Below are 19,843 nucleotides of genomic sequence, written 5' to 3' on the forward strand. Positions count from 1 at the left end.
GAAGGAACGACCACCATGGACCTCTCCCGCCTCCTCGACGACTCCTGCCCGCCCTTCGCGCTGCTGCGCAGACGCACGCCGGGCCGTTCCCACGACACCGTCGAGGTGCTGATCGGCGCCGTGCACGAGGCCGGACGGCTCGCCGAGCTGCCGGTGGGCGAGCGGCCGGCGCTCGCGCTGGTGCCGTTCCGGCAGATCCGCGAGCGCGGCTTCGACGTCCGCGACGACGGCACCCCGCTGGCCGTCCTGGTCGCCGACGAGTCGTACGAACTGCCGCTCGCCGACGCCCTCGCACAGCTCCCGGCCCATGACGTGCGCGTCGAGGACGGCGGGTTCGACGTGTCCGACGAGGAGTACGGGCGGATCGTGCGGCGGGTCGTCGACGAGGAGATCGGGCGCGGCGAGGGCGCGAACTTCGTCATCCGGCGCACGTACACCGGCGCGATCCCGGGCTTCGGGCGGGCCGACGCGCTCGCGCTGTTCCGGCGGCTGCTGGCGGGCGAGCGGGGCGCGTACTGGACCTTCGTGGTGCACACCGGGGACCGCACGCTGGTGGGCGCGAGTCCGGAGGTGCACGTGCGGATGTCCGGCGGGACGGTCGTGATGAACCCGATCAGCGGCACCTACCGCTACCCGTCGGGCACCGCGCCGACCCCCGAGGACCTGCTCTGCTTCCTCGCCGACCGCAAGGAGACCGAGGAGCTGTCGATGGTGGTCGACGAGGAGCTGAAGATGATGTGCACGGTCGGCGACCGGGGCGGGGTGGTGATCGGCCCCCGGCTGAAGGAGATGGCACATCTCGCCCATACGGAGTACGAGCTGCGCGGCCGTTCCTCGCTCGACGTGCGCGAGGTGCTGCGCGAGACGATGTTCGCGGCGACGGTCACCGGGTCACCGCTGCAGAACGCGTGCCGGGTGATCGAGCGCCACGAGGTGGGCGGTCGCGGCTACTACGCGGGCGCGCTCGCGCTGCTCGGCACCGACGAGAACGGGGCGCAGACCCTCGACTCCCCCATCCTGATCCGTACCGCCGACATCTCGGCCGAGGGCGGGCTGCGCGTCCCGGTCGGAGCGACGCTGGTCCGGCACTCCGATCCGGCGGGCGAGGTGGCCGAGACCCACGCCAAGGCGGCGGGGGTCCTGAGCGCCCTGGGGGTACGGGAGGGGCGGCCGCGCGACGAGGGCGCGGTACCGCCGCGGCTGGCCGAGGACCCGCGGGTGCGGGCGGCGCTCGACGCGCGGCGGGCGGACCTGGCGCCGTTCTGGCTGCGGATGCAGGAGACGACGGCGGAGCTGTCGGGGCACGCCCTGGTGATCGACGCGGAGGACACCTTCACCGCGATGCTGGCGCACCTGCTGCGTTCCTCGGGCCTGGAGGTCTCGGTGCTGCGTTACGACGAGCCGGGGCTGCGTGAGCTGGCGCTCGCCCACGAGGGGCCGGTGGTGCTCGGTCCCGGGCCGGGCGACCCGTCGGACGCGGCCGATCCGAAGATGCGCTTCCTGCGCGGGCTGACCGCGGAGCTGCTGCGCGGCCACCGCCACGGTCTGCTCGGCGTGTGCCTGGGCCATGAGCTGATCGCGGCCGAGCTGGGCCTGGAGATCGTCCGCAAGCGGACCCCGTTCCAGGGGGCGCAGCTGCGGATCGACCTGTTCGGGCAGGCGCAGACGGTCGGCTTCTACAACAGCTTCACCGCCCGCTGCGACGACCGGGCGGCGACCGAGCTGGCGCTGCACCGGATCGAGGTGAGCCGGGACGAGGAGGCGCACGAGGTGCACGCGCTGCGCGGGCCGGGCTTCGCGGGGGTCCAGTTCCACCCGGAGTCGGTGCTGACGATGCAGGGGGCCGCGCTGACCGCCTCGCTGCTCGCCGGCGTGCTGGTCTGAAGGAGCCTAGGAGGCGCGCGGTACCAGGACGTTCTCGCTTCGCCGCCCCGCGGTGTAGTCGAGGACGTTCCGGACCGTGGTGTCGATGATCTGGCCGACCGCGTCGACCGTGTAGTACGCCTGGTGGGAGGTGACCACCACGTTGGGGAAGGTCACCAGGCGGGCCAGGGTGTCGTCCTCGACGGCCTCCAGGGACTTGTCGAGGAAGAAGAGCCCGGCCTCCGCCTCGTACACGTCGAGCCCTACCCCGGTGAAGCGGCCCGCGCGCAGTTCGCCGACCAGGGCCTCGGTGTCGACGAGGCCGCCACGGCTGGAGTTCACCAGGATCGCGTCGTCCTTCATGGTGCGCAGGGCGGCGGCGTCGATGAGGTGGTGGGTGGCCGGGAGCAGCGGGACGTGCAGGCTGATGAGGTCGGCCTCGGCGAGGAGGCGGTCCTTCTCGACGTACTTCATGCCGAGTCCGACGCAGGCGGGGTTCTCGGCGACGTCCCAGCCGAGCAGGTTCATGCCGAAGCCGTGCGCGATGCGGGTGAACGCCTCGCCGATCTTGCCGGTGCCGAGGACGCCGGCGGTGCGGCCGCGCAGGTCGCGGCCCATCAGCCCGTCGAGGCGGAAGTCGAAGTCCCGGGTGCGGTTGGAGGCGCGGACGATCCGCCGGTTGACGGCCATGGCGAGGGTCCAGGCGAACTCGGCGACGGAGTACGGCGAGTAGGACGAGACACGGGCGACGGTGAGGCCGAGGCGCTCGGCCACGCCCAGGTCGATGTTGTTGAAGCCGGTGGAGCGCTGGGCGATCATCTGGGTCCCGCCGGCCGCGAGGGTCTGCAGCACCCGGTTGTCGAGGTCGGCGTTGACGCTGGTCGAGACGATCTCGTAGCCGGCGGCGATGGGGGCGGTGTCCCCGGTGAGGAAGACCTCCAGGCAGCGGACCTCGTGGTGACCCTCGAAGGCCTTCTCGATCAGCGGCTTCTCGTCGGCCTGCACACCGAACGCCAGGATCTCCACGAACCCCTCCGGAATGCCTGATTCAGCTGGTTACGGGGTGAATATAACGCTCAGCCGAAGAACACCCCCGCCTCCGCGTACAGCGCGGGGTCGACCGTCTTGAGCCGGGCCGTGGCGGCCGCCAGCGGGACGCGGACCACGTCCGTGCCGCGCAGCGCGACCATCGTGCCGTGCGCCCGGTCCCGTACCGCGTCCACGGCGTGGAGCCCGAAGCGGGTGGCCAGCCAGCGGTCGAAGGCGCTCGGGCTGCCGCCGCGCTGGACGTGGCCGAGGACGGTGGTGCGGGCCTCCTTGCCGGTGCGCCGCTCGATCTCGGCGGCCAGCCACTCCCCCACCGAGGCCGGCAGCGGTCCGCCACCGCGGGGCAGCGCGCCCTCGGCGACGACGAGGATCGGGGCGTAGGTGGCCTCGAAGCGGGAGGTGACCCAGCCGCAGACCTGGTCGAGGTCGAAGCGCTGCTCGGGGACGAGGATGACGTTGGCGCCGCCGGCGAGCCCGGCGTGCAGCGCGATCCAGCCGGTGTGCCGGCCCATGACCTCCACCACCAGGACCCGCCGGTGCGAGTCGGCGGTGGTGTGCAGCCGGTCGATGGCCTCGGTGGCGATGCCGACGGCGGTGTCGAAGCCGAAGGTCCAGTCGGTGGCCGACAGGTCGTTGTCGATGGTCTTGGGGACGCCGACGCAGGGCACGCCGTGTTCGGCGTGCAGCCGGGCGGCGATGCCGAGGGTGCCGCGGCCGCCGATGGCGATCAGGGCGTCGGTGCGGTGCTTGGCCAGGTTCTCGCGGACCCGGCGGACTCCGTCCGGGAGGGCGAACGGGTCGGTGCGCGACGAGCCGAGCACGGTGCCGCCGCGCGGCAGGATGCCGCGGACGGCCCGGATGTCGAGCGGGGCCGTGTCGCCTTCGACGACACCGCGCCAGCCGTCCCGGAATCCGGTGAAGCTCCAGCCGTACTCCTGGACGCCCTTGCGGACGACCGCGCGGATCACCGCGTTGAGGCCGGGGCAGTCGCCGCCGCCGGTCAGCACACCGACGTGCATGAGCACTCCTTCGCCGTACGTGGGGGATGGCACCCACGCTAGTAGTGACGTGGGTCACCCCGACACGGCGAAGAGAGTGAATCGACCACCCCGTACGAGGGATCAGGCGTCGTCGAGACCGCGCTCGATGGCGTAGCGGACGAGCTCGACCCGGTTGTGCAGCTGGAGCTTGCCCAGGGTGTTCTGGACGTGGTTCTGCACCGTGCGGTGCGAGATGACCAGGCGCTCGGCGATCTGCTTGTAGCTCAGGCCCTTGGCGACCAGGCGCAGCACCTCGGTCTCGCGCTCGGTCAGCTGCGGCGCCTTCGGCTCGTCGGCGCCGGCCGCCGGGGCGGGCTCGGAGGCGAGCCGCCGGTACTCGCCGAGGACCAGGCCGGCGAGGCCCGGGGTGAAGACGGGGTCGCCGACGGCCGTGCGGCGCACCGCGTCGATCAGCTCCTCGGTACTGGCCGACTTCAGCAGGTAGCCGGTGGCACCGGACTTCACCGCCTCCAGGACGTCGGCGTGCTCGCCGCTCGCGGACAGCACCAGCACCCGCAGCCGGGGGTTGGCGCCGACGAGCTCCTTGCAGACCTGGACGCCCGGCTTGAGCGGCAGGTTCAGGTCGAGGACGAGGACGTCCGGGTCGGCCGCGGCGGCGCGGCGCACGGCCTGTTCGCCGTCGCCGGCCGAGGCGACCACGTCGAGGCCCGCCTCGGCGAGGTCGCGGGCGACCGCGTCCCGCCACATCGGGTGGTCGTCGACGACCATCACCTTGATCCGCTGCTGGTCGACCTGCTGCTCGCTCACTTCGCTCCTGCCTTCCCCCGCCGCTCCCGCGGCGTGCGCGGGACCTTCAATTCCACTTCGGTGCCCTGGCCGGGGACCGAGATCAGCTCGGCACTGCCGCCCAGGTCGCGCAGTCTGCCCCGGATGGACAGGGCGACGCCCATCCGGCCCTCGCCCTCGGCCTGGGCGAGCCGGCCCTCGGGGATGCCGGGGCCGTCGTCCCGTACCGTCACGATCACCTCGTCGCCCCAGTCCTCGACCAGGATCCAGGCCCGTGCGCCGTCGCCGGCGTGCACCCGCACATTGTCCAGGGCGGCGCCGACGGCGGCGGCCAGCTCCCGGGCGGCGGCGGGCGGCAGCGGGACCGGGGTGCCCGGGTCGGAGACGGTGACCCTGGACCCGGCGCGCGGGGCGAGCAGGGTGCGCAGGTCGACGTCGGCGCCGGCGGCGGCGGAGTCGTCCGGTTCCTCGACGACCCGGACGACGGCGCCCTCGGACTCGTCCTCGGAGACGTAGGAGGTACGGGTCAGGCCGCCCGCGACCAGGGTGCGCAGGGCGACCTCCTGTTCGCCGGCCATCCGGCCGAGCTCCGCCGCCTCGCCGCCGAGCGCGGTGCCACGCCGCTGCACCATGGCGAGGACCTGCAGGACGCTGTCGTGGATGTCGCGGGCGAGCCGCTCCCGTTCGCGGGTCGCGGCCTCGATCTCCAGGGCCCGGGCGAGGGTGCGCTCGGATGCACGGGCGACCTCGACCACGTAACCGATGGCGATGGAGGCGACCCAGACGAGCAGCACGTTGTGCACGGTGTCCCGGCTGGGGTGACCGCGCTCGATGATGTTGGCGACGGCGACGAGCGAGGAGGCGAAACCGGCCCAGCGCCAGCCGCCCTTGATCGCGTACGCGAGGACGGCGCCCGCGGTCCATATCGTGGGCAGGGTGGGGCCGTCGATCGACTGGGCCTGGTGGTCGGCGAGCGGGGTGAGCAGGATGCCGGCGAGGGCGAGGGTGAGGTCGGTGAGGAGGAAGCGCCTGGTGCAGCTGGCCGCGTTCGCCACCTTGGGGAGGGTCGCCAGGGTCCACACGCACAGGACGGCGAGGAACGCGACGGCGACCCAGGGCCGTTCGTAGCGGTCACGGCCGAAGAAGCCGAGCAGCACCGCGTAGCCCATGGTCAGAACGCGGTACGCGGTGAGCGCACGCCACAGCGGCTGCTCGACCGACATCCGCACGACCCGTTCGCGCCTGGCCATCTCCCCCACCCCCGGGCGCCCCACGAAGGGTCAGGCGCCGGACTCTTCCCGCGCCGCGATCTCGGCCTTGACGGCCTCCTTGGCGGCCTTCTCGGCATCGGCGATCTGCCGCTTGGCGGCGGTCGCGTAGATGTCGACGTACTCCTGGCCGGACAGCTTCATGATCTCGTACATGACCTCGTCGGTGACCGAGCGGAGGATGAAGCGGTCGCCGTCCATGCCCTGGTAGCGGCTGAAGTCGAGCGGCTTGCCGATCCGGATGCCCGGGCGCATCAGCTTGGGGACGACCTTGCCGGGCGGCTGGATCTTCTCCGTGTCGATCATGGCGACCGGGATCACGGGCGCGCCGGTGGCGAGCGCCACGCGGGCGAGGCCGCCGGGCTTGCCGCGGTAGAGCCGGCCGTCGGGTGAGCGGGTGCCCTCGGGGTAGATCCCGAACAGGCCGCCCTTCTCGATGACCTCGATGCCGGCCTTGATCGCCGCCTCGCCCGCGCCGCGGGCGCCGGAGCGGTCCACGGGGAGCTGGCCGACGCCCTTGAAGAAGGCGGCCGTCAGCTTGCCCTTGACGCCGGGGCTGGTGAAGTACTCGGCCTTGGCGATGAAGGTGACCTTGCGGTCGAGGACCGCGGGCAGGAAGAAGGAGTCCGAGAAGGAGAGGTGGTTGCTCGCGAGGATCGCCGGCCCCTCCGCGGGGATGTTCTCGAGGCCCTCCACCCAGGGCCTGAAGGCGAGCTTCAGGGACCCTCCGAGGGAGAACTTCATTGCGCCGTAGATCAACTCGCCAAGCCTTCCGTGTGCCGTCGGCATGACCTTATCCCGTACGGGACCGGCACGGCCGCCGCAGGCGTCGCGGCTTCGTTCCCCTTCGTGCGAACGGCCCTGGTCGGTGTCGGTCCGGTCGCGTACGGTGAAAGCCTTCCCCTTCCGTCGCCGCTTCGGCGAGGTCCGAAGTCGAACCCGAACAGGAGACCCCGTGCCGGTCCTCCCTGGAGCCGAGCCGTACCGCCACGAAGGCGGCGAGGTCGGCGTCCTTCTCTGTCACGGATTCACCGGTTCCCCGCAGTCGCTGCGCCCCTGGGCCGAGTACCTCGCCGAGCGCGGGCTCACGGTGTCGCTGCCGCTGCTGCCCGGGCACGGCACCCGCTGGCAGGACATGCAGGTCACCACCTGGCAGGACTGGTACGCGGAGGTCGACCTGGCCCTGCGGGAGCTGACCGCGCGCTGCGAGCGGGTCTTCGTCATGGGCCTGTCGATGGGCGGGGCGCTGACCCTGCGGCTCGCGGCCAGGCACGGCGAGGCGGTCAGCGGCATCGTGCTGGTCAACCCGGGCAACAAGGTGCACGGTCTGGCCGCGAAGGCGCTGCCGGTCGTGCGTCACTTCGTGCCGTCCACGAAGGGCATCGCCAGCGACATCGCCAAGGAGGGCGCGGCGGAGATCGGCTACGACCGGGTGCCGCTGCACGCGGCGCACACGCTGCGGCGCTTCTTCCAGGTGGTGGACGCGGAGCTGCCGCAGGTCACGCAGCCGATGGTGCTGCTGCACAGCCCCCAGGACCATGTGGTGCCGCCGGCCGACTCGGCGCGCATCCTGAGCCGGGTCTCGTCGACGGACGTGAAGGAGATCCTGCTGGAACAGAGCTACCACGTGGCGACGTTGGACCACGACGCGGAGCGGATCTTCGCGGAGAGCTGGGCGTTCGTGACCCGGCTGGCTCCGGAACTCGTCGGCGAGAAGGGAATCGCGAGCGGTGGCTGAGCAGCAGGACGGGGAGCGCGATCCCCAGCCCATCGACGAAGAGGCGGCCTGGGCCGCGATCGTCGCGGGCTACGGGGAGGAGCCGGCCGACCCTCCGGGGGCGCGCCCCTTCCGGTCGGTGGAGAATCTGGCGCTGCCGGAGATGCCCGAGGAGGACGAGGGCGAGGGCGCCGGGCCGGTGATGCCGGAGGTGCGGAGGAAGCCAGAGGAGGCGGCGAGACCGGAGGCTCCGGAGAAGCCGGACAAGTTCGCGAGGCCCGCGGAGCCGGCGGAATCCGCCGAGCCCGGGGAGGCTTCCGGGCCCTCGGAGACCGCGGGCACTCCGGAGGCCTCCGAGCCCTCGGAGAGCCCGGAGCCGGAGAAGCCTGCGCTGGGCTCCTCGATCGTCTTCGCCCCCGGCGTGGGTCCGGCCGTCGGCGGACCGCGCGACTACTCCCTGGCCGAGCCGGACGAGGCCCCCGAGGGCTCGGCGGCCCACGACGAGGGCCACTTCGTGCCGCCGGAGCCGCCGCCGCTGCCGGAGGCCGACACGACGACGAGGTTCGCGTGGCTCGCGGTCGTCGGCGGCCCGGTCCTGATGCTGCTCGCGGTCCTGCTCCAGTGGGACATGACCTGGTGGCTGACCACCCTGTGCGTGGGCGGCTTCCTGGGCGGCTTCGCGACCCTGGTGGCCCGGATGAAGCACGACGACGAGGACGACGACGGCTTCGACGACCCGGGCCGCGGCGCGGTCGTCTAGGCAGGAGACTGCCCCTGGGGCCCGTCCGGAGCCGGGATACGGACCACCGCCAGTACAGGCAGGTGGTCCGTCGCCGTCTGCAGGTCCCTCCGGTCGAGGTCGGTCGGGACGCCGCAGGCCAGGAACTCGATGCCCGCCGTGGCCAGGATCGCGTCGATGCGGCGGTCCGGGGCGGTGGCGGACCAGGTGGCGGCGGTGCCCCAGGGGGCGGTCTCCCAGCCGTCCTGGAGTTCCTTCGTCAGGCGGGTGAAACTGCGGCCGCCGGGGCGCTCGTTGAGGTCGCCGGCCACGATCGTGTGCGGGGTGCCGAGTGCGGCGACGCGGTCGAGGAGCAGCCCGGCCTGGGCGTAGCGCTCGTCGTCGCGCAGGCTCAGGTGGCAGCTGATCAGCCCGACCCGGGCGCCGCCGAAGCGGACCACGGCGGTGGCGAGGCCGCGCCGGTGCAGGCCGGGGGTGAGCGGGAGGAGCACGTCCTCGGTGCGTTCCACGGTGGCCCGCAGCGAGCACAGGAGCAGCGGCCCGGCGGCGGTGGCGCCGCCGCTCAGGACGACCAGCTCGCTCTTGGCGGCGAGCCGGGCCGCGTGCTTGCGCCAGCGGAAGAAGCGGGGCGCTTCCTGGACGAAGACCAGGTCGGGGTCACAGGCCCGGATCACCCGGGCGAGGGCGTCCTCGTCGTCGCGCAGGGAGCGGACGTTGTAGGACAGGACCCGGACGACGGCCGAACCATCCGGCTCGGTACGGGAGTTGGGAAGCTCACTGATCGCGCTGATCGCCATGGACCCCAACATAGGCGCCGTGCCCGCCGCGCCCCAGAGGGCACGACGGGCACGGACGCGAACGGGGGGCTCAGCCCTGGCGGGCGAGGTCGGCGGCACCGACCAGACCGGCCTTGTTGCCGAGCTGCGCGGCGAGGACCTGGGCGTGCGGGCGCCATTGCCCGCCGATCAGCCAGCGCCGGAAGGACTTGCGGATCGGGTCGAGGACCAGCTCGCCCTCGTCGGAGACGCCGCCGCCGACGATGAAGGCGGAGGGGTCGAAGAGCGAGGCCAGGTCCGCGAGGCCGGCGCCCGCCCAGCGGGCGAGCTCGCGGAAGGAGTCGACGGCGACCTTGTCGCCGGCCCGGGCGGCCTCGCTGATGTGCTTGCCCTGGATGCCGGCGGGGGTGCCGTCGCCGAGGCCGAGCAGGACCTCGGCCTGCTCGGGGGTGGCGAGGGCGCGCTGCTTGGCGTACCGCACGAGGGCGCGGCCGGAGGCGTACTGCTCCCAGCAGCCCTGGCTGCCGCAGCCGCACAGCAGGCCATCGGGGACGACCCGGATGTGACCGAACTCGGCGGCGACGCCGAAGCGGCCGCGGCGCAGCTTGTTGCCGATGATGATGCCGCCGCCCAGGCCCGTGCCGAGCGTGATGCAGATGACGTCCTCGTGGCCCTGGCCCGCGCCGAAGCGGTACTCGCCCCAGGCGGCCGCGTTGGCGTCGTTCTCGACCACGACGGGCAGGCCGACCCGCTGCTCGACCTTGTCCTTCAGCGGCTCGTGCCGCCAGTCGATGTTCGGCGCGAAGAGGACGGTGGCGCGCTTGTCGTCGACGTAGCCCGCGGCTCCGATGCCGACGGCCTCGATCTGGTGCCCCTTGCCGGCCTCGGAGACCGCGGCGCAGATGGCGTCGACGATGCCTTCGGGGGTCGGCGGGGTGGGCACGGTGTGCGTGTCGAGGATGTTGCCCTCCTCGTCGACCACGCCGGCCGCGATCTTCGTGCCGCCGATGTCGACGCCGATGGTGAGTCCCATGTGTCCCTCAGTTTTCGGTCGAGCCCCGCTAAGGCCAACCGTACCCGAGGGGGACGGCCCTACTGATCAGTCAAGGTCGATGTGCTGACCGGTCCCGGGGCCCTCCTCGGGCCCCTCGTCGCGGGGGTCGCCCGGCTCGGTGCGGCTGGTGTCGCCGCGGGTCCAGCGGGTCTCCTGGGCCTGGACGGCGGAGCGGTAGGCGGCGAGCAGCTCGTTGCCCGCGGCGGCGAGGTGGTCGAAGACCTGCGGGTTGCGTTCGATGACGGGCTCGACGAAGGCCTTCGCCTGGTTGACGACCTGCTGGACGGTGCCGGCGGCCTGCCCGCCGAGGAGGGGGCCGCCGAGGGTGCCGGACAGCTTGTCGGCGACGGCCTCGAAGAGCTTGCGGAACTCCTCCGCGGGGGAGCCGGTCTCGTCCCCGCGTTCGGCGCGACGGCGGGCCTTCTCGGCCTCCAGGTCCTCGGCGCAGGCCTTGGCCCATGCGTCCGGATCGCTCATGGCGTACTCCTCGGGTCTCCTACGGTCGACGGTACACGCCCGTCAGGGGGTCCTGGGCCACAGACCGGGGTCCGGCGTGAAGCGGACCCTGAGGTGTCCGTCGACGAGTCCTGCGCCGGTGACGGTGCAGCGGCGCAGTACCGGCGGCAGGGCGATGTTGCGACGGAACGGGCCGACGGCGAGGAGGAGTTCGTCGCCGCGGCGGACGAGGGAGAGCCCGTCCTTGACGGCGCCGGGCAGCGGGATGTGCCAGACGAGGATGCCGTCCCCGTCGCGGCGGTCCTCGACGGTCCAGGCGGGCCCGGCGGCGGGGGCGGCCCGGTCCTCCACGGCGAGCAGGGCGAGGTCCTCGGGGCCGCGGGGCGCGCGGCCGAGGTGCGCCAGCTCGTGCACGGTCGCGTGGGCCTCGCGCAGGGCGGCGAGGTGGTGGTGCTGTTCGGCGGCGAGGCCGGCGAACCAGGGGTCGGCCGAGTCGGGGGGCAGCACCCGGTTGGCGACGACGGTGTCGAGGGCGAGGCCCTGGAGGGCGAGGCCGAGGCGGGCGGTGCGCAGGGCGTCGGTGGCGGCGGGGCCGGGTTCGACGACGAGCCGGACGCTGGTGTGCGGGGAGTCGACGAGCTCCTGTACGGCGGCGAGCTCGTCCTCCCAGCGGGCGGTGGCCTCGTACAGCCACTGCGCGGGCAGCGGTACCCCGGCGAGCTGGGCGAGCATCGGGCGCAGGGCGCGGGCGGCCTGCCGCTCGGACGGCAGGAGGCGGCGCAGGTAGCGGCGCAGCTGCTCGGGCAGGGCGAGCAGGGCGAGGGCCTCGCGCAGCGGGGGCAGGTCGACGACGACGAGGTCGCGGTCCGTGGCGGCGGCGTCGCGTACGGCCCTGAGGAGGGCGAAGTGCCCGCTGCCGGGCAGCTCGGTGAGTTCGGCGTCCTCGAAGGGCGCGGCCCCGAGCAGGTCGAGTGCGGTGCCGAGGCGGCCCTGGAGCGCCAGGAACTCGCGCCGGAAGTCGGCGGCCGGGTCGGGCCTGGTCAGGTGCAGGCTGCCGGTCCCGGTGCCGGCCGCGGCGATGTCGGCCCCGGCCTCCCCCGACACCAGCAGAACCCGGCGTCCGGCCCGTGCCTCGGCGAGCGCGCTGCCCGCGGCCACGGAGGTCCGTCCGGCACCGCCGGTCCCGGTGACAAGAATGATCCGCATGCGCCGACGGTACCGGCGCGCCGGGGCCGGCCCCCGTACCGCCTACTTCTCGGTCTCGACGCGCTTCTTGAGGCCGGCGAGGGCGCGGTCGATGATGACCTTCTCGGCCTTGCGCTTGATCATGCCGAGCATGGGGATCTTGACGTCGACGGTCAGCTGGTAGGTGACCTCGGTGCGCGCGCCGCCGGCCGCCGGGGTGAGGCGGTAGGAGCCGTCGAGGGCGCGGAGCATCTGGGACTTGACGAGGGTCCAGCTGACCTCGTTGTCGCCGGTCCAGGTGTAGGCGAGGGTGTGGTCGTCCTTGATCGCGCCCGCGTCGAGAAGCAGGCGGACCTTCTCCGCGCGGCCGGCCGCGTCCGTCTCCAGGACCTCGGCCTCCTTCACCTCGCCCGTCCACTCGGGGTAGCGCGTGAAGTCGGCGATGACGCCCATGACCTCGGCCGGGGCCGCCTCGATGGTGATGCTCGAGCTGGTGTGTTCCGCCATCGCGGTGGCTCCTCGTATGGACGCGAGTCGTGTCTGCGTGCAGGCTATCGCGCCGTCATCGGATGCCCGTCACCACTCCAGCGTCCACGGCCGCCCTGTCGCGGCGAAGTGGCCGACGTTGACGCATTCGGTGCGGCCGACGCGCATCCGGCGGGCGAGCGGCTGGTGGACGTGGCCAAAGAGGGCGTAGCGGGGGCGGACCCGGCGGATGGCGTCGAGCAGGGCGCGGCTGCCGCGTTCGAAGCGGCGGGCGACGGTGTCGTAGGTGAGCTCGGGGACGTCCGGCGGGATGTGGGAGCACAGGACGTCGACCTCGCCGAGGGCCTCGACCTTGGCCGCGTACTCCTCCTCGGAGATCTCGTACGGAGTGCGCATGGGGCTGTGCAGGCCGCCGCCGACGAAGCCGAAGACCAGGCCGTCTAGCTCGATCCGCTCGCCGTCGAGGACGGTGGTGCCGGGGCCGGCGTACTCGGGCCAGAGTGTGGGGATGTCGACATTGCCGTAGGTGGCGTACGTGGGGGTGGGCAGGGCGGCGAACATCTCGGCGTACTGGCGGCGGACGGCGGACTCGATGGCGCCGGCGCGGTCGACGCCGAGCTCGGCCCAGAGCCGGCGGCCGAGGTCGCGTGCCTCGTCGAAGCGGCGGGCGGTGCGCAGCTCGACGATGAGGTCGGCGTTCTCGACGCCGAAGAGGTCGGGGAAGATGCCGCGGCTGTGGTCGGCGTAGTCGAGGAAGAGCACCAGGTCGCCGAGGCATATCAGGGCGTCGGCGCCCTCTCCCGCCTCGGCGAGGGCGCCCGCGTTTCCGTGCACGTCGCTGACCACGTTGATCCTCATGAGGTCAGCCTAGGTGGTTCGACCTGCGGTTACTTGGGAGTCGGGAAAGCGGTGGACTACTGTGCGGCAAGCAACGCCATAGATGTGTGACGCACGGAACATCTGACCAGGACCCCCTATCGGGAACCGCGTACTGATGGGTAACGTCCGGGCAGTCCAGTCGTGCTCACCCCCACTGAGCACCTGCCCGATCTTGGACTTCACCGGTGCATCACACAGAGCCGTGGCGCCGGCGCCCGATGAGGAGCAGCAGTCTTGCGCGAGTTCAGCCTTCCGGCCCTGTACGAGGTCCCCACGGACGGCAACCTGACGGATCTCATCCGCCGCAACGCCGCACAGCACCCAGATGTCGCCGTCATGGGACGAAAGGTCGCCGGCGGCTGGGCGGACGTCACCGCCAAGCAGTTCCTGGCCGAGGTGCGCGGCGCGGCCAAGGGCCTGATCGCCGCCGGCGTCGAGCCGGGCGACCGGGTCGCCCTGCTGTCCCGCACCCGCTACGAGTGGGTCCTGCTGGACTTCGCGATCTGGAGCGCCGGCGCGGTCACCGTGCCGGTGTACGAGACCAGCTCGCCGGAGCAGATCCAGTGGATCCTCGGCGACTCGGGCGCCTCGCTCGCCCTCGTCGAGACCCAGGCGCACCAGGACGCCGTCACGTCGGTGCAGGGCGGCCTGCCGGCCCTCAAGGGCGTCTGGCAGATCGACGACGACGCGATCCGGCGGCTGACGGCGACCGGCGAGGACGTCTCCGACGAGGAGCTCGACCGCCGGATGTCGATCGCGCACGCGGACGACCCGGCGACGATCGTCTACACCTCCGGCACCACGGGCCGCCCCAAGGGCTGTGTGCTGACCCACCGCGCGTTCTTCGCCGAGTGCGGCAACGTGGTCGAGCGGCTGAAGCCGCTGTTCCGTACGGGCGAGTGCTCGGTGCTGCTCTTCCTGCCGGCCGCGCACGTCTTCGGCCGCCTGGTCGAGGTGGCCTCCGTGATGGCGCCGATCAAGCTGGGCTGTCTGCCCGACATCAAGAACCTCACCGACGAGCTGGCCTCCTTCCGGCCGACGCTGATCCTCGGTGTGCCGCGGGTCTTCGAGAAGGTCTACAACTCGGCCCGGGCCAAGGCGCAGGCCGACGGCAAGGGCAAGATCTTCGACAAGGCCGCGCACACCGCCATCGCCTACAGCCGGGCGCTCAGCACCCCGCAGGGCCCGTCGTTCGGCCTGAAGCTGAAGCACAAGGTCTTCGACAAGCTGGTCTTCTCCAAGCTGCGCGCGGTGCTCGGCGGGCGCGGCGAGTACGCGATCTCCGGCGGCGCCCCGCTGGGCGAACGGCTCGGCCACTTCTTCCGCGGCATCGGCTTCACGGTCCTGGAGGGCTACGGCCTGACGGAGTCCTGCGCGGCGACCGCGTTCAACCCGTGGGACCGGCAGAAGATCGGCACGGTCGGGCAGCCGCTGCCGGGTTCGGTGGTGCGGATCGCCGACGACGGCGAGGTGCTGCTGCACGGCGAGCACATCTTCTCCGGCTACTGGAACAACGAGGCCGCGACGGCCGAGGCGCTGGCGGACGGCTGGTTCCACACCGGTGACATCGGCACCCTCGACGAGGACGGCTACCTCGCGATCACCGGCCGCAAGAAGGAGATCCTCGTGACGGCGGGCGGCAAGAACGTCGCCCCGGCGGTCATCGAGGACCGGATCCGGGCGCACGCGCTGGTCGCCGAGTGCATGGTGGTCGGCGACGGGCGGCCGTTCGTGGGCGCGCTCGTCACCATCGACGAGGAGTTCCTGGGCCGTTGGGCGGCCGAGCACGGCAAGCCGGCCGGCTCCACGGCGGCGGCGCTGCGGGACGACCCGGAGCTGATCGCCGAGGTCCAGCGCGCGGTCGACGATGGTAACGCGGCGGTCTCGAAGGCGGAGTCGGTGCGGAAGTTCCGTATCCTGTCCGCGCAGTTCACCGAGGAGGCGGGGCACATCACCCCGTCGCTGAAGCTGAAGCGGAACGTGGTGGCGAAGGAGTTCGCCGACGAGATCGAGGCGATCTACCGGGGCTGACGGCCGCTCGGAACGCCCCTGGTGGGCCCGTGTCGCGGGCCGGCCGGGGGCGTTCGCGCGCGTCAGGACCGGACCGGATCATTCCGGCACGAACCACCACACCGCTACGAAAGGGAAGCAGGGAGTCATGCGGCTCAAGCGCACCGCCGCCGTCCTGGGCACGGCCCTCACCGCGCTGGTCACCCTCACCGGGTGCAGCAGCGCCTGGGGAGAGGACGCCGGTCTGCCCGCGGCCGGCGACATGGCGGCGATAGAGAAGCTCGTGGGCGAGCACACGATGTGCAGCGACCTGCGCACGGGCTCCGGCGGCGGCGCCATGAGCGCGGAGGCGAAGGACCCGGCCTGGGCGATCTCCCAGCGGGGGGTGTGCGGCGACGACAGCAAGGACACCGTCACGCTGCTGTCCGTCTCCGACATGGAGAAGTTCCAGGAGGCGAACAAGGACGCCGCGGCCAGGGGCAAGGGCGTCCGGGTGCTCCTCGGACAGAACTTCGCGCTCGTCCCGGGCGACGAGCAGACCGCGAAGGCGCTGCTCAAGTCCGAGATGCTGCTGTTCACCTGCGAGAAGGACTTCAAGGTGCCCGACGGCTACCGCAACGAGAAGCTCCTCGTCGACGGCTGCGCGCTGACGGACTACCTGCCGGGCTGAGTGAGGGGGCCGGGGGCCGACGGTCCGCCGGCCCCTCCGGGCACGCCCCGAGCCCTGATCAGAGCAGCTCCCTGAGCCTCTGCGCCAGCAGGTCCCAGCGCCAGCGCTCCTCGACCCAGCTCCGGCCGCGCTCGCCCATGCGGGCGCGCAGCTCGGGGTCGAGCAGGAGCGTCGCGATGCGGTCGGCGGACTCCTCGGGGACGCCGCCGCGGACCACCCAGCCGGTCTCGCCGTCGAGGACGGCGTCCGGGGCGCCGCCCGAGTCGCCGGCGACGACCGGAAGCCCGGTGGCGGAGGCCTCCAGGTAGACGATGCCCAGGCCCTCGACGTCGAGGCCGCCGCGCCGGGTGCGGCACGGCATCGCGAAGACGTCGCCCGCCCCGTAGTGCGCGGGCAGCTCCGACCACGGCACGGCGCCGGTGAAGCGTACGGACGCGGCCACGCCGGTACGGGCCGCGAGCCTGCGCAGGTCCTGCTCGTACGGGCCGCCGCCCACGATCAGCAGGACCGCGTCGGGCACCCGCCGCAGGATCTCCGGCATGGCGAGGATCAGGGTGTCCTGGCCCTTGCGCGGCACGAGCCGCGAGACGCACACGACCACCGGACGGTCGCTGAGCCCGAGCCGCTCGCGCACCTCGGCGCCGCCCGAGTCGGGGTGGAAGGTCTTCTCGTCGACGCCCGGCGGGAGCTGCACCATCCGCCCGGCGGCGGCCGGCGTGAGGGCCGCGGCGATCCGGGAGCGGGTGTACTCGCCGAGGTAGGTGATCGTGTCCGTGCCCTCGCCGATCCGCCGCAGCAGCTGCCGGGAGGCGGGCAGCTGCGCCCAGCCGGCCTCGTGGCCGTGCGTGGTGGCGACCAGACGCCGGGCCCCCGCGCGCCGCAGCGCCGGGGCCATCAGGCCGAGCGGGGCGGCCGCCCCGAACCACACCGACTCGCAGCCGTGCTCGCGCAGCAGCGCGGTGGCCCGGGCGGTGACCCGGGGTGTGGGCAGCAGCATGGTGGTGCGGTCGCGGACGACCGTGAAAGGCTGTTCGGCGTCGAACGCGGCGGTCGCCTCGATCCCCTCACGGCTGCGCTTCCACGTGGAGGCGTAGACCACGATCCGCTCGGGATCCAGGCGCAGCGCCATGTTGTGCAGGAAGGCCTGGATTCCGCCGGGGCGAGGCGGGAAGTCGTTCGTTACGATCAGGGTCTTGTGCATCGTGGCCGACAGTACCGTGGTCGCGCCTTCAGCCCGGCACCACCACCCTCCGCCCCCGGCGGACCGAGATGACAGGACGAGGACAGGTATGACGGGCGCAGAGGGCAGGTTCCCGCGCGACGGTCTGCGGCTTCCGATGGGCATATGGGCGCTCACGCGCATCCTGCTGCTGCTGTGCGTCTTCAAGATCGTGGTCATACCCGGTCCCGATGTGACCAGCGACATCGAGGAGATCTACCAGGGCTGGTACGAGGTCCTGAAGACCGGCACGTACCCGCTGGACGACGTCACCTGGCAGTACCCGCCGGCGGCGGCACTCGCGATCCTCTCCCCCGGCCTGCTGCCCTTCCTCGGCTACTCCGCCGCGTTCTTCGTGCTCGCCCTGCTGTGCGACGCGGTCGTCTTCGGTCTCCTGGTGTACGCGGGCCGGCGCAAGGGCCGCTCGCTGCGGGGGGCGTGGCTGTGGATAGCGGGTGTGGCGCTGCTCGGGCCGACGGCGTACGCCCGTTACGACCTGATGGTGACGGCCGTGGCGGTGGCGGGCCTCCTCGCGGCGGTGCGGCGGCCCGCGGTGCTCGGGGCGCTCGCCGGGTTCGGGGCGATGCTGAAGGTCTGGCCGGTGCTGCTGCTGGCGGGCACCGCGAGGGGCCGGGCCACCCTGCGCTCGTGGCCGGCGGCGGTGGGCACGGCGGCCGGTGTGCTCGCCCTGTGCGTGCTCGCGGCGCCCGGTGCGCTCGCCTTCCTCTCCTTCCAGCGGGACCGGGGCACCGAGGTCGAGTCGCTGGGTGCGCTCGTCTTCCACGTGGCCGTCCACTTCGGCTGGGAGGGTGAGGCGCGGATGAACTACGGCTCCATCGAGTTCCTCGGCCCCGGGGTCTCGCTGGTGTCCAACGCGGCGATGCTGCTGACCATCGCCGCCTTCGGCTGGCTGCTCGTGTGGCGGCTGCGGGCCCGCTCCTTCTCGACGACCACGACGGCGGACGCCGCGTTCGTGGCGGTGCTGCTGTTCACCACGACGAGCCGGGTGATCAGCCCGCAGTACATGATCTGGCTGGTGGGCCTGGCCGCGGTGTGCCTGGTGTACCGGGCGAGCCGGATGCAGCGGCCCGCGTATCTGGTGCTGTGGGCGACGGCGGTGACGCAGTTCGAGTTCCCGGTCTGGTTCTCGCACGTCGGCGACAGCGACCCCCTGGGCATCGCGCTGCTCCTCGTACGGAACGGCATGCTCGTCGCGGCCACGGTCTGCGCCTGCCGGATCCTGTGGCACCAGACGGTGACGGAGCCGCGCCTGACGGCGACGACGCGGGTGCGGATTCCCGCTCAGGCCGACCGCGAGCGGACCCCGGTGTCGCTCTCCTCCTGAGCGGGGCCCGCGCCGGGCGGTGTACGGCGGTGCAGCAGGCCCAGCGCGGCGCACTGGGCCGCCATCGCCAGCGCCATGGCCACTGGGACGCCGGCGAGACCGAGGGCCGCTGAGAGGACGTACGCGAGGGGCAGCTGGACCAGGACGCCGGCGACGGTGATCCGGGCGAGCCGTGAGGAGCCGCCGCTGCCCTCGAAGACCCCGGCCAGGGCGATGAACCCGGCCATCAGCAGCAGATACGGCCCCAGGCAGCGCAGGAACAGCGCCCCGGCGCCGGCGACGGCGGGGTCCGCGCCGAAGCCGCGCATCACGGGCCCCGCGGCGAGGAGCAGCAGCACGCCCGCGCCGGCGCCGAGCAGCCCGCCGAGCACGAGCGCCTCCCGGCCGACGGCCCTGCGCCGGTCGCTCCCGGCGCCGAGGAGATGGGCGGTGTGGATGGCCGCGGCCTGCCGTAGGGCGTAGAAGGCCATGGTGGCGACGTACATGGCCTTGGTGGCGATGCCGTAGGCGGCGATCTCGGTGACGCCGAGCCGGGCGACGACGGAGACGAGGGCGAGCGCGCCTGCCATCCGGGCGACGAAGTCGACGGACATCGGCAGACCGGTCGCGGCGGTGCGGCGCAGGGCGGCCGCCGTGCCGAGGGCCGGGCGGGCCGCGCGGGCGGTCTTCAGGAGGGTGCTGCGGCGCAGGGCGAGCAGGCCGAGGGCGAGGGCGGCGGTGCGTCCGGCGACGGTGGACACGGCGGCGCCCTCCACTCCGTGGGCGTGCACGAGCAGGGGGTCGAGGGCGAGGATCAGTCCGTTGGCGAGGAAGGCGAGCCGCATGGGCGTGCGGGTGTCGCCGGCGCCCTTGAGGACGCCGTCGAGGACGGTGGTGGCGAAGAAGACCGCCGTGCCGGGGAGTGAGATCGCGAAGTAGGCGGTCGCGAGGGTGTGGGCGGGGTGCCCCGAGCCGCCGAGCAGGAGCGCGGCGAGCGGGTCGCGCAGCAGGTAGCCGCCGATCGCGACGGGCGGCACGAGCAGGGCGCCGAGGGCGACGCCGCCGCGGACGGCGGAGCGCAGGGCGCCGGGGTCGCCGGCGCCTCTGGCCCGGGCGACGAGGACGGTGGTGCCGGAGGCGGCCATGAGGACGACGCCGAGGAGCAGGTTCTCGACGTTGGTGGCGACCGCGACGGCGGCGACGGCCTCCCCGCCGAGCCGGGCGACCCAGACCATGTTGATGATGCCGGCGGCCACCGAGGCGAGCAGTTCGAGGTAGACGGGTCCGGCGAGCCGGACGAGCGTGCGGCGGTGTGCGGTGGCGTTCATGGATCCCCCTTTGCGAGATACCTCGATTCGAGGCA

At 73.0% G+C, this 19,843-nt stretch carries 19 protein-coding genes; 6 read left to right on the forward strand and 13 right to left on the reverse strand.

What is annotated here, in order from left to right:
* Positions 1-15: 15 nt before the first annotated feature.
* Complete coding sequence (locus ACIGEZ_RS01755; RefSeq protein ID WP_399824623.1) at positions 16-1,884, forward strand: anthranilate synthase family protein; 1,869 nt, start codon at positions 16-18, stop codon at positions 1,882-1,884.
* Between the two features lie 6 nt (positions 1,885-1,890).
* On the opposite strand, the gene ACIGEZ_RS01760 is transcribed toward ACIGEZ_RS01755, so the two are convergent.
* From ACIGEZ_RS01760 to ACIGEZ_RS01780, 5 genes are all read right to left on the reverse strand, one after another.
* Positions 1,891-2,889, reverse strand: coding sequence for a 2-hydroxyacid dehydrogenase (locus ACIGEZ_RS01760; protein WP_399824625.1), 999 nt, complete (start codon positions 2,887-2,889; stop codon positions 1,891-1,893).
* Between the two features lie 50 nt (positions 2,890-2,939).
* Positions 2,940-3,929 (reverse strand): ATP-dependent 6-phosphofructokinase, encoded by a 990-nt coding sequence (locus ACIGEZ_RS01765; RefSeq protein ID WP_399824627.1) that lies wholly within the window; start codon positions 3,927-3,929, stop codon positions 2,940-2,942.
* A 102-nt stretch (positions 3,930-4,031) separates the two neighbouring features.
* Complete coding sequence (locus ACIGEZ_RS01770; RefSeq protein WP_399826167.1) at positions 4,032-4,679, reverse strand: response regulator; 648 nt, start codon at positions 4,677-4,679, stop codon at positions 4,032-4,034.
* Between the two features lie 35 nt (positions 4,680-4,714).
* Positions 4,715-5,947 (reverse strand): MacS family sensor histidine kinase, encoded by a 1,233-nt coding sequence (gene macS / locus ACIGEZ_RS01775; protein ID WP_399824628.1) that lies wholly within the window; start codon positions 5,945-5,947, stop codon positions 4,715-4,717.
* A 30-nt stretch (positions 5,948-5,977) separates the two neighbouring features.
* On the reverse strand, positions 5,978-6,709 hold the full coding sequence (locus ACIGEZ_RS01780; protein ID WP_399824629.1) for a lysophospholipid acyltransferase family protein: 732 nt from the start codon (positions 6,707-6,709) through the stop codon (positions 5,978-5,980).
* A 211-nt stretch (positions 6,710-6,920) separates the two neighbouring features.
* Here ACIGEZ_RS01780 and ACIGEZ_RS01785 point away from each other — a divergent pair, with 211 nt between their 5' ends.
* Positions 6,921-7,703 (forward strand): alpha/beta hydrolase, encoded by a 783-nt coding sequence (locus ACIGEZ_RS01785; RefSeq protein ID WP_399824630.1) that lies wholly within the window; start codon positions 6,921-6,923, stop codon positions 7,701-7,703.
* The gene (locus ACIGEZ_RS01790) at positions 7,696-8,442 is read left to right on the forward strand and encodes a hypothetical protein (protein ID WP_399824632.1); all 747 of its coding nucleotides are present in this window, start codon (positions 7,696-7,698) and stop codon (positions 8,440-8,442) included. The genes ACIGEZ_RS01785 and ACIGEZ_RS01790 overlap by 8 nt, the downstream gene beginning before the upstream one ends.
* On the opposite strand, the gene ACIGEZ_RS01795 is transcribed toward ACIGEZ_RS01790, so the two are convergent.
* The 6 genes from ACIGEZ_RS01795 to ACIGEZ_RS01820 form a co-directional block, all read right to left on the reverse strand.
* Positions 8,439-9,218, reverse strand: coding sequence for an endonuclease/exonuclease/phosphatase family protein (locus tag ACIGEZ_RS01795; RefSeq protein WP_399824633.1), 780 nt, complete (start codon positions 9,216-9,218; stop codon positions 8,439-8,441). The two genes, ACIGEZ_RS01790 and ACIGEZ_RS01795, sit on opposite strands and share 4 nt — an antisense overlap.
* Before the next feature lie 70 nt (positions 9,219-9,288).
* The gene (locus ACIGEZ_RS01800) at positions 9,289-10,230 is read right to left on the reverse strand and encodes an ROK family glucokinase (RefSeq protein ID WP_399824635.1); all 942 of its coding nucleotides are present in this window, start codon (positions 10,228-10,230) and stop codon (positions 9,289-9,291) included.
* 66 nt (positions 10,231-10,296) lie between these two features.
* Positions 10,297-10,728 (reverse strand): DUF5304 domain-containing protein, encoded by a 432-nt coding sequence (locus tag ACIGEZ_RS01805; RefSeq protein ID WP_399824637.1) that lies wholly within the window; start codon positions 10,726-10,728, stop codon positions 10,297-10,299.
* Positions 10,729-10,770: 42 nt separating this feature from the next.
* Positions 10,771-11,913, reverse strand: a complete 1,143-nt coding sequence (locus ACIGEZ_RS01810; RefSeq protein ID WP_399824639.1) for an ArsA family ATPase — start codon at positions 11,911-11,913, stop codon at positions 10,771-10,773.
* A 42-nt stretch (positions 11,914-11,955) separates the two neighbouring features.
* Positions 11,956-12,399 (reverse strand): SRPBCC family protein, encoded by a 444-nt coding sequence (locus ACIGEZ_RS01815; RefSeq protein WP_399824641.1) that lies wholly within the window; start codon positions 12,397-12,399, stop codon positions 11,956-11,958.
* A 69-nt stretch (positions 12,400-12,468) separates the two neighbouring features.
* A complete protein-coding gene (locus ACIGEZ_RS01820; RefSeq protein WP_399826170.1) occupies positions 12,469-13,224 on the reverse strand; it encodes a metallophosphoesterase in 756 nt (251 codons plus the stop codon).
* A 267-nt stretch (positions 13,225-13,491) separates the two neighbouring features.
* Between ACIGEZ_RS01820 and ACIGEZ_RS01825 the strand changes: the two genes are divergently transcribed.
* Positions 13,492-15,288, forward strand: coding sequence for an AMP-dependent synthetase/ligase (locus ACIGEZ_RS01825; protein ID WP_399824642.1), 1,797 nt, complete (start codon positions 13,492-13,494; stop codon positions 15,286-15,288).
* Between the two features lie 127 nt (positions 15,289-15,415).
* Positions 15,416-15,937: a hypothetical protein gene (locus ACIGEZ_RS01830; RefSeq protein WP_399824644.1), complete on the forward strand. Its 522-nt coding sequence runs from the start codon at positions 15,416-15,418 to the stop codon at positions 15,935-15,937.
* 58 nt (positions 15,938-15,995) lie between these two features.
* Here ACIGEZ_RS01830 and ACIGEZ_RS01835 read toward each other — a convergent pair whose 3' ends face one another.
* Complete coding sequence (locus ACIGEZ_RS01835) at positions 15,996-17,138, reverse strand: glycosyltransferase family 4 protein (protein WP_399824645.1); 1,143 nt, start codon at positions 17,136-17,138, stop codon at positions 15,996-15,998.
* Between the two features lie 88 nt (positions 17,139-17,226).
* Between ACIGEZ_RS01835 and ACIGEZ_RS01840 the strand changes: the two genes are divergently transcribed.
* Complete coding sequence (locus ACIGEZ_RS01840; protein ID WP_399824646.1) at positions 17,227-18,501, forward strand: glycosyltransferase 87 family protein; 1,275 nt, start codon at positions 17,227-17,229, stop codon at positions 18,499-18,501.
* Here ACIGEZ_RS01840 and ACIGEZ_RS01845 read toward each other — a convergent pair.
* Positions 18,459-19,808, reverse strand: a complete 1,350-nt coding sequence (locus tag ACIGEZ_RS01845) for an MATE family efflux transporter (RefSeq protein ID WP_399824647.1) — start codon at positions 19,806-19,808, stop codon at positions 18,459-18,461. The genes ACIGEZ_RS01840 and ACIGEZ_RS01845 overlap by 43 nt on opposite strands.
* Positions 19,809-19,843: the final 35 nt, after the last annotated feature.

Source organism: Streptomyces sp. NPDC085481 (assembly GCF_044541845.1).
Classification (GTDB): Bacteria; Actinomycetota; Actinomycetes; order Streptomycetales; family Streptomycetaceae; genus Streptomyces.

What these genes read in the sequence shown, in the direction of transcription:
- ACIGEZ_RS01755 (WP_399824623.1), top strand. Translation starts at nt 16, where the DNA reads ATGGACCTCTCCCGCCTCCTCGACGACTCCTGCCCGCCCTTCGCGCTG.
- ACIGEZ_RS01765 (WP_399824627.1), bottom strand. Translation starts at nt 3,929, where the DNA reads ATGCACGTCGGTGTGCTGACCGGCGGCGGCGACTGCCCCGGCCTCAAC.
- ACIGEZ_RS01770 (WP_399826167.1), bottom strand. Translation starts at nt 4,679, where the DNA reads ATGGTCGTCGACGACCACCCGATGTGGCGGGACGCGGTCGCCCGCGAC.
- macS (WP_399824628.1), bottom strand. Translation starts at nt 5,947, where the DNA reads ATGGCCAGGCGCGAACGGGTCGTGCGGATGTCGGTCGAGCAGCCGCTG.
- ACIGEZ_RS01780 (WP_399824629.1), bottom strand. Translation starts at nt 6,709, where the DNA reads ATGAAGTTCTCCCTCGGAGGGTCCCTGAAGCTCGCCTTCAGGCCCTGG.
- ACIGEZ_RS01795 (WP_399824633.1), bottom strand. Translation starts at nt 9,218, where the DNA reads ATGGCGATCAGCGCGATCAGTGAGCTTCCCAACTCCCGTACCGAGCCG.
- ACIGEZ_RS01800 (WP_399824635.1), bottom strand. Translation starts at nt 10,230, where the DNA reads ATGGGACTCACCATCGGCGTCGACATCGGCGGCACGAAGATCGCGGCC.
- ACIGEZ_RS01805 (WP_399824637.1), bottom strand. Translation starts at nt 10,728, where the DNA reads ATGAGCGATCCGGACGCATGGGCCAAGGCCTGCGCCGAGGACCTGGAG.
- ACIGEZ_RS01810 (WP_399824639.1), bottom strand. Translation starts at nt 11,913, where the DNA reads ATGCGGATCATTCTTGTCACCGGGACCGGCGGTGCCGGACGGACCTCC.
- ACIGEZ_RS01815 (WP_399824641.1), bottom strand. Translation starts at nt 12,399, where the DNA reads ATGGCGGAACACACCAGCTCGAGCATCACCATCGAGGCGGCCCCGGCC.
- ACIGEZ_RS01830 (WP_399824644.1), top strand. Translation starts at nt 15,416, where the DNA reads ATGCGGCTCAAGCGCACCGCCGCCGTCCTGGGCACGGCCCTCACCGCG.
- ACIGEZ_RS01835 (WP_399824645.1), bottom strand. Translation starts at nt 17,138, where the DNA reads ATGCACAAGACCCTGATCGTAACGAACGACTTCCCGCCTCGCCCCGGC.
- ACIGEZ_RS01840 (WP_399824646.1), top strand. Translation starts at nt 17,227, where the DNA reads ATGACGGGCGCAGAGGGCAGGTTCCCGCGCGACGGTCTGCGGCTTCCG.
- ACIGEZ_RS01845 (WP_399824647.1), bottom strand. Translation starts at nt 19,808, where the DNA reads ATGAACGCCACCGCACACCGCCGCACGCTCGTCCGGCTCGCCGGACCC.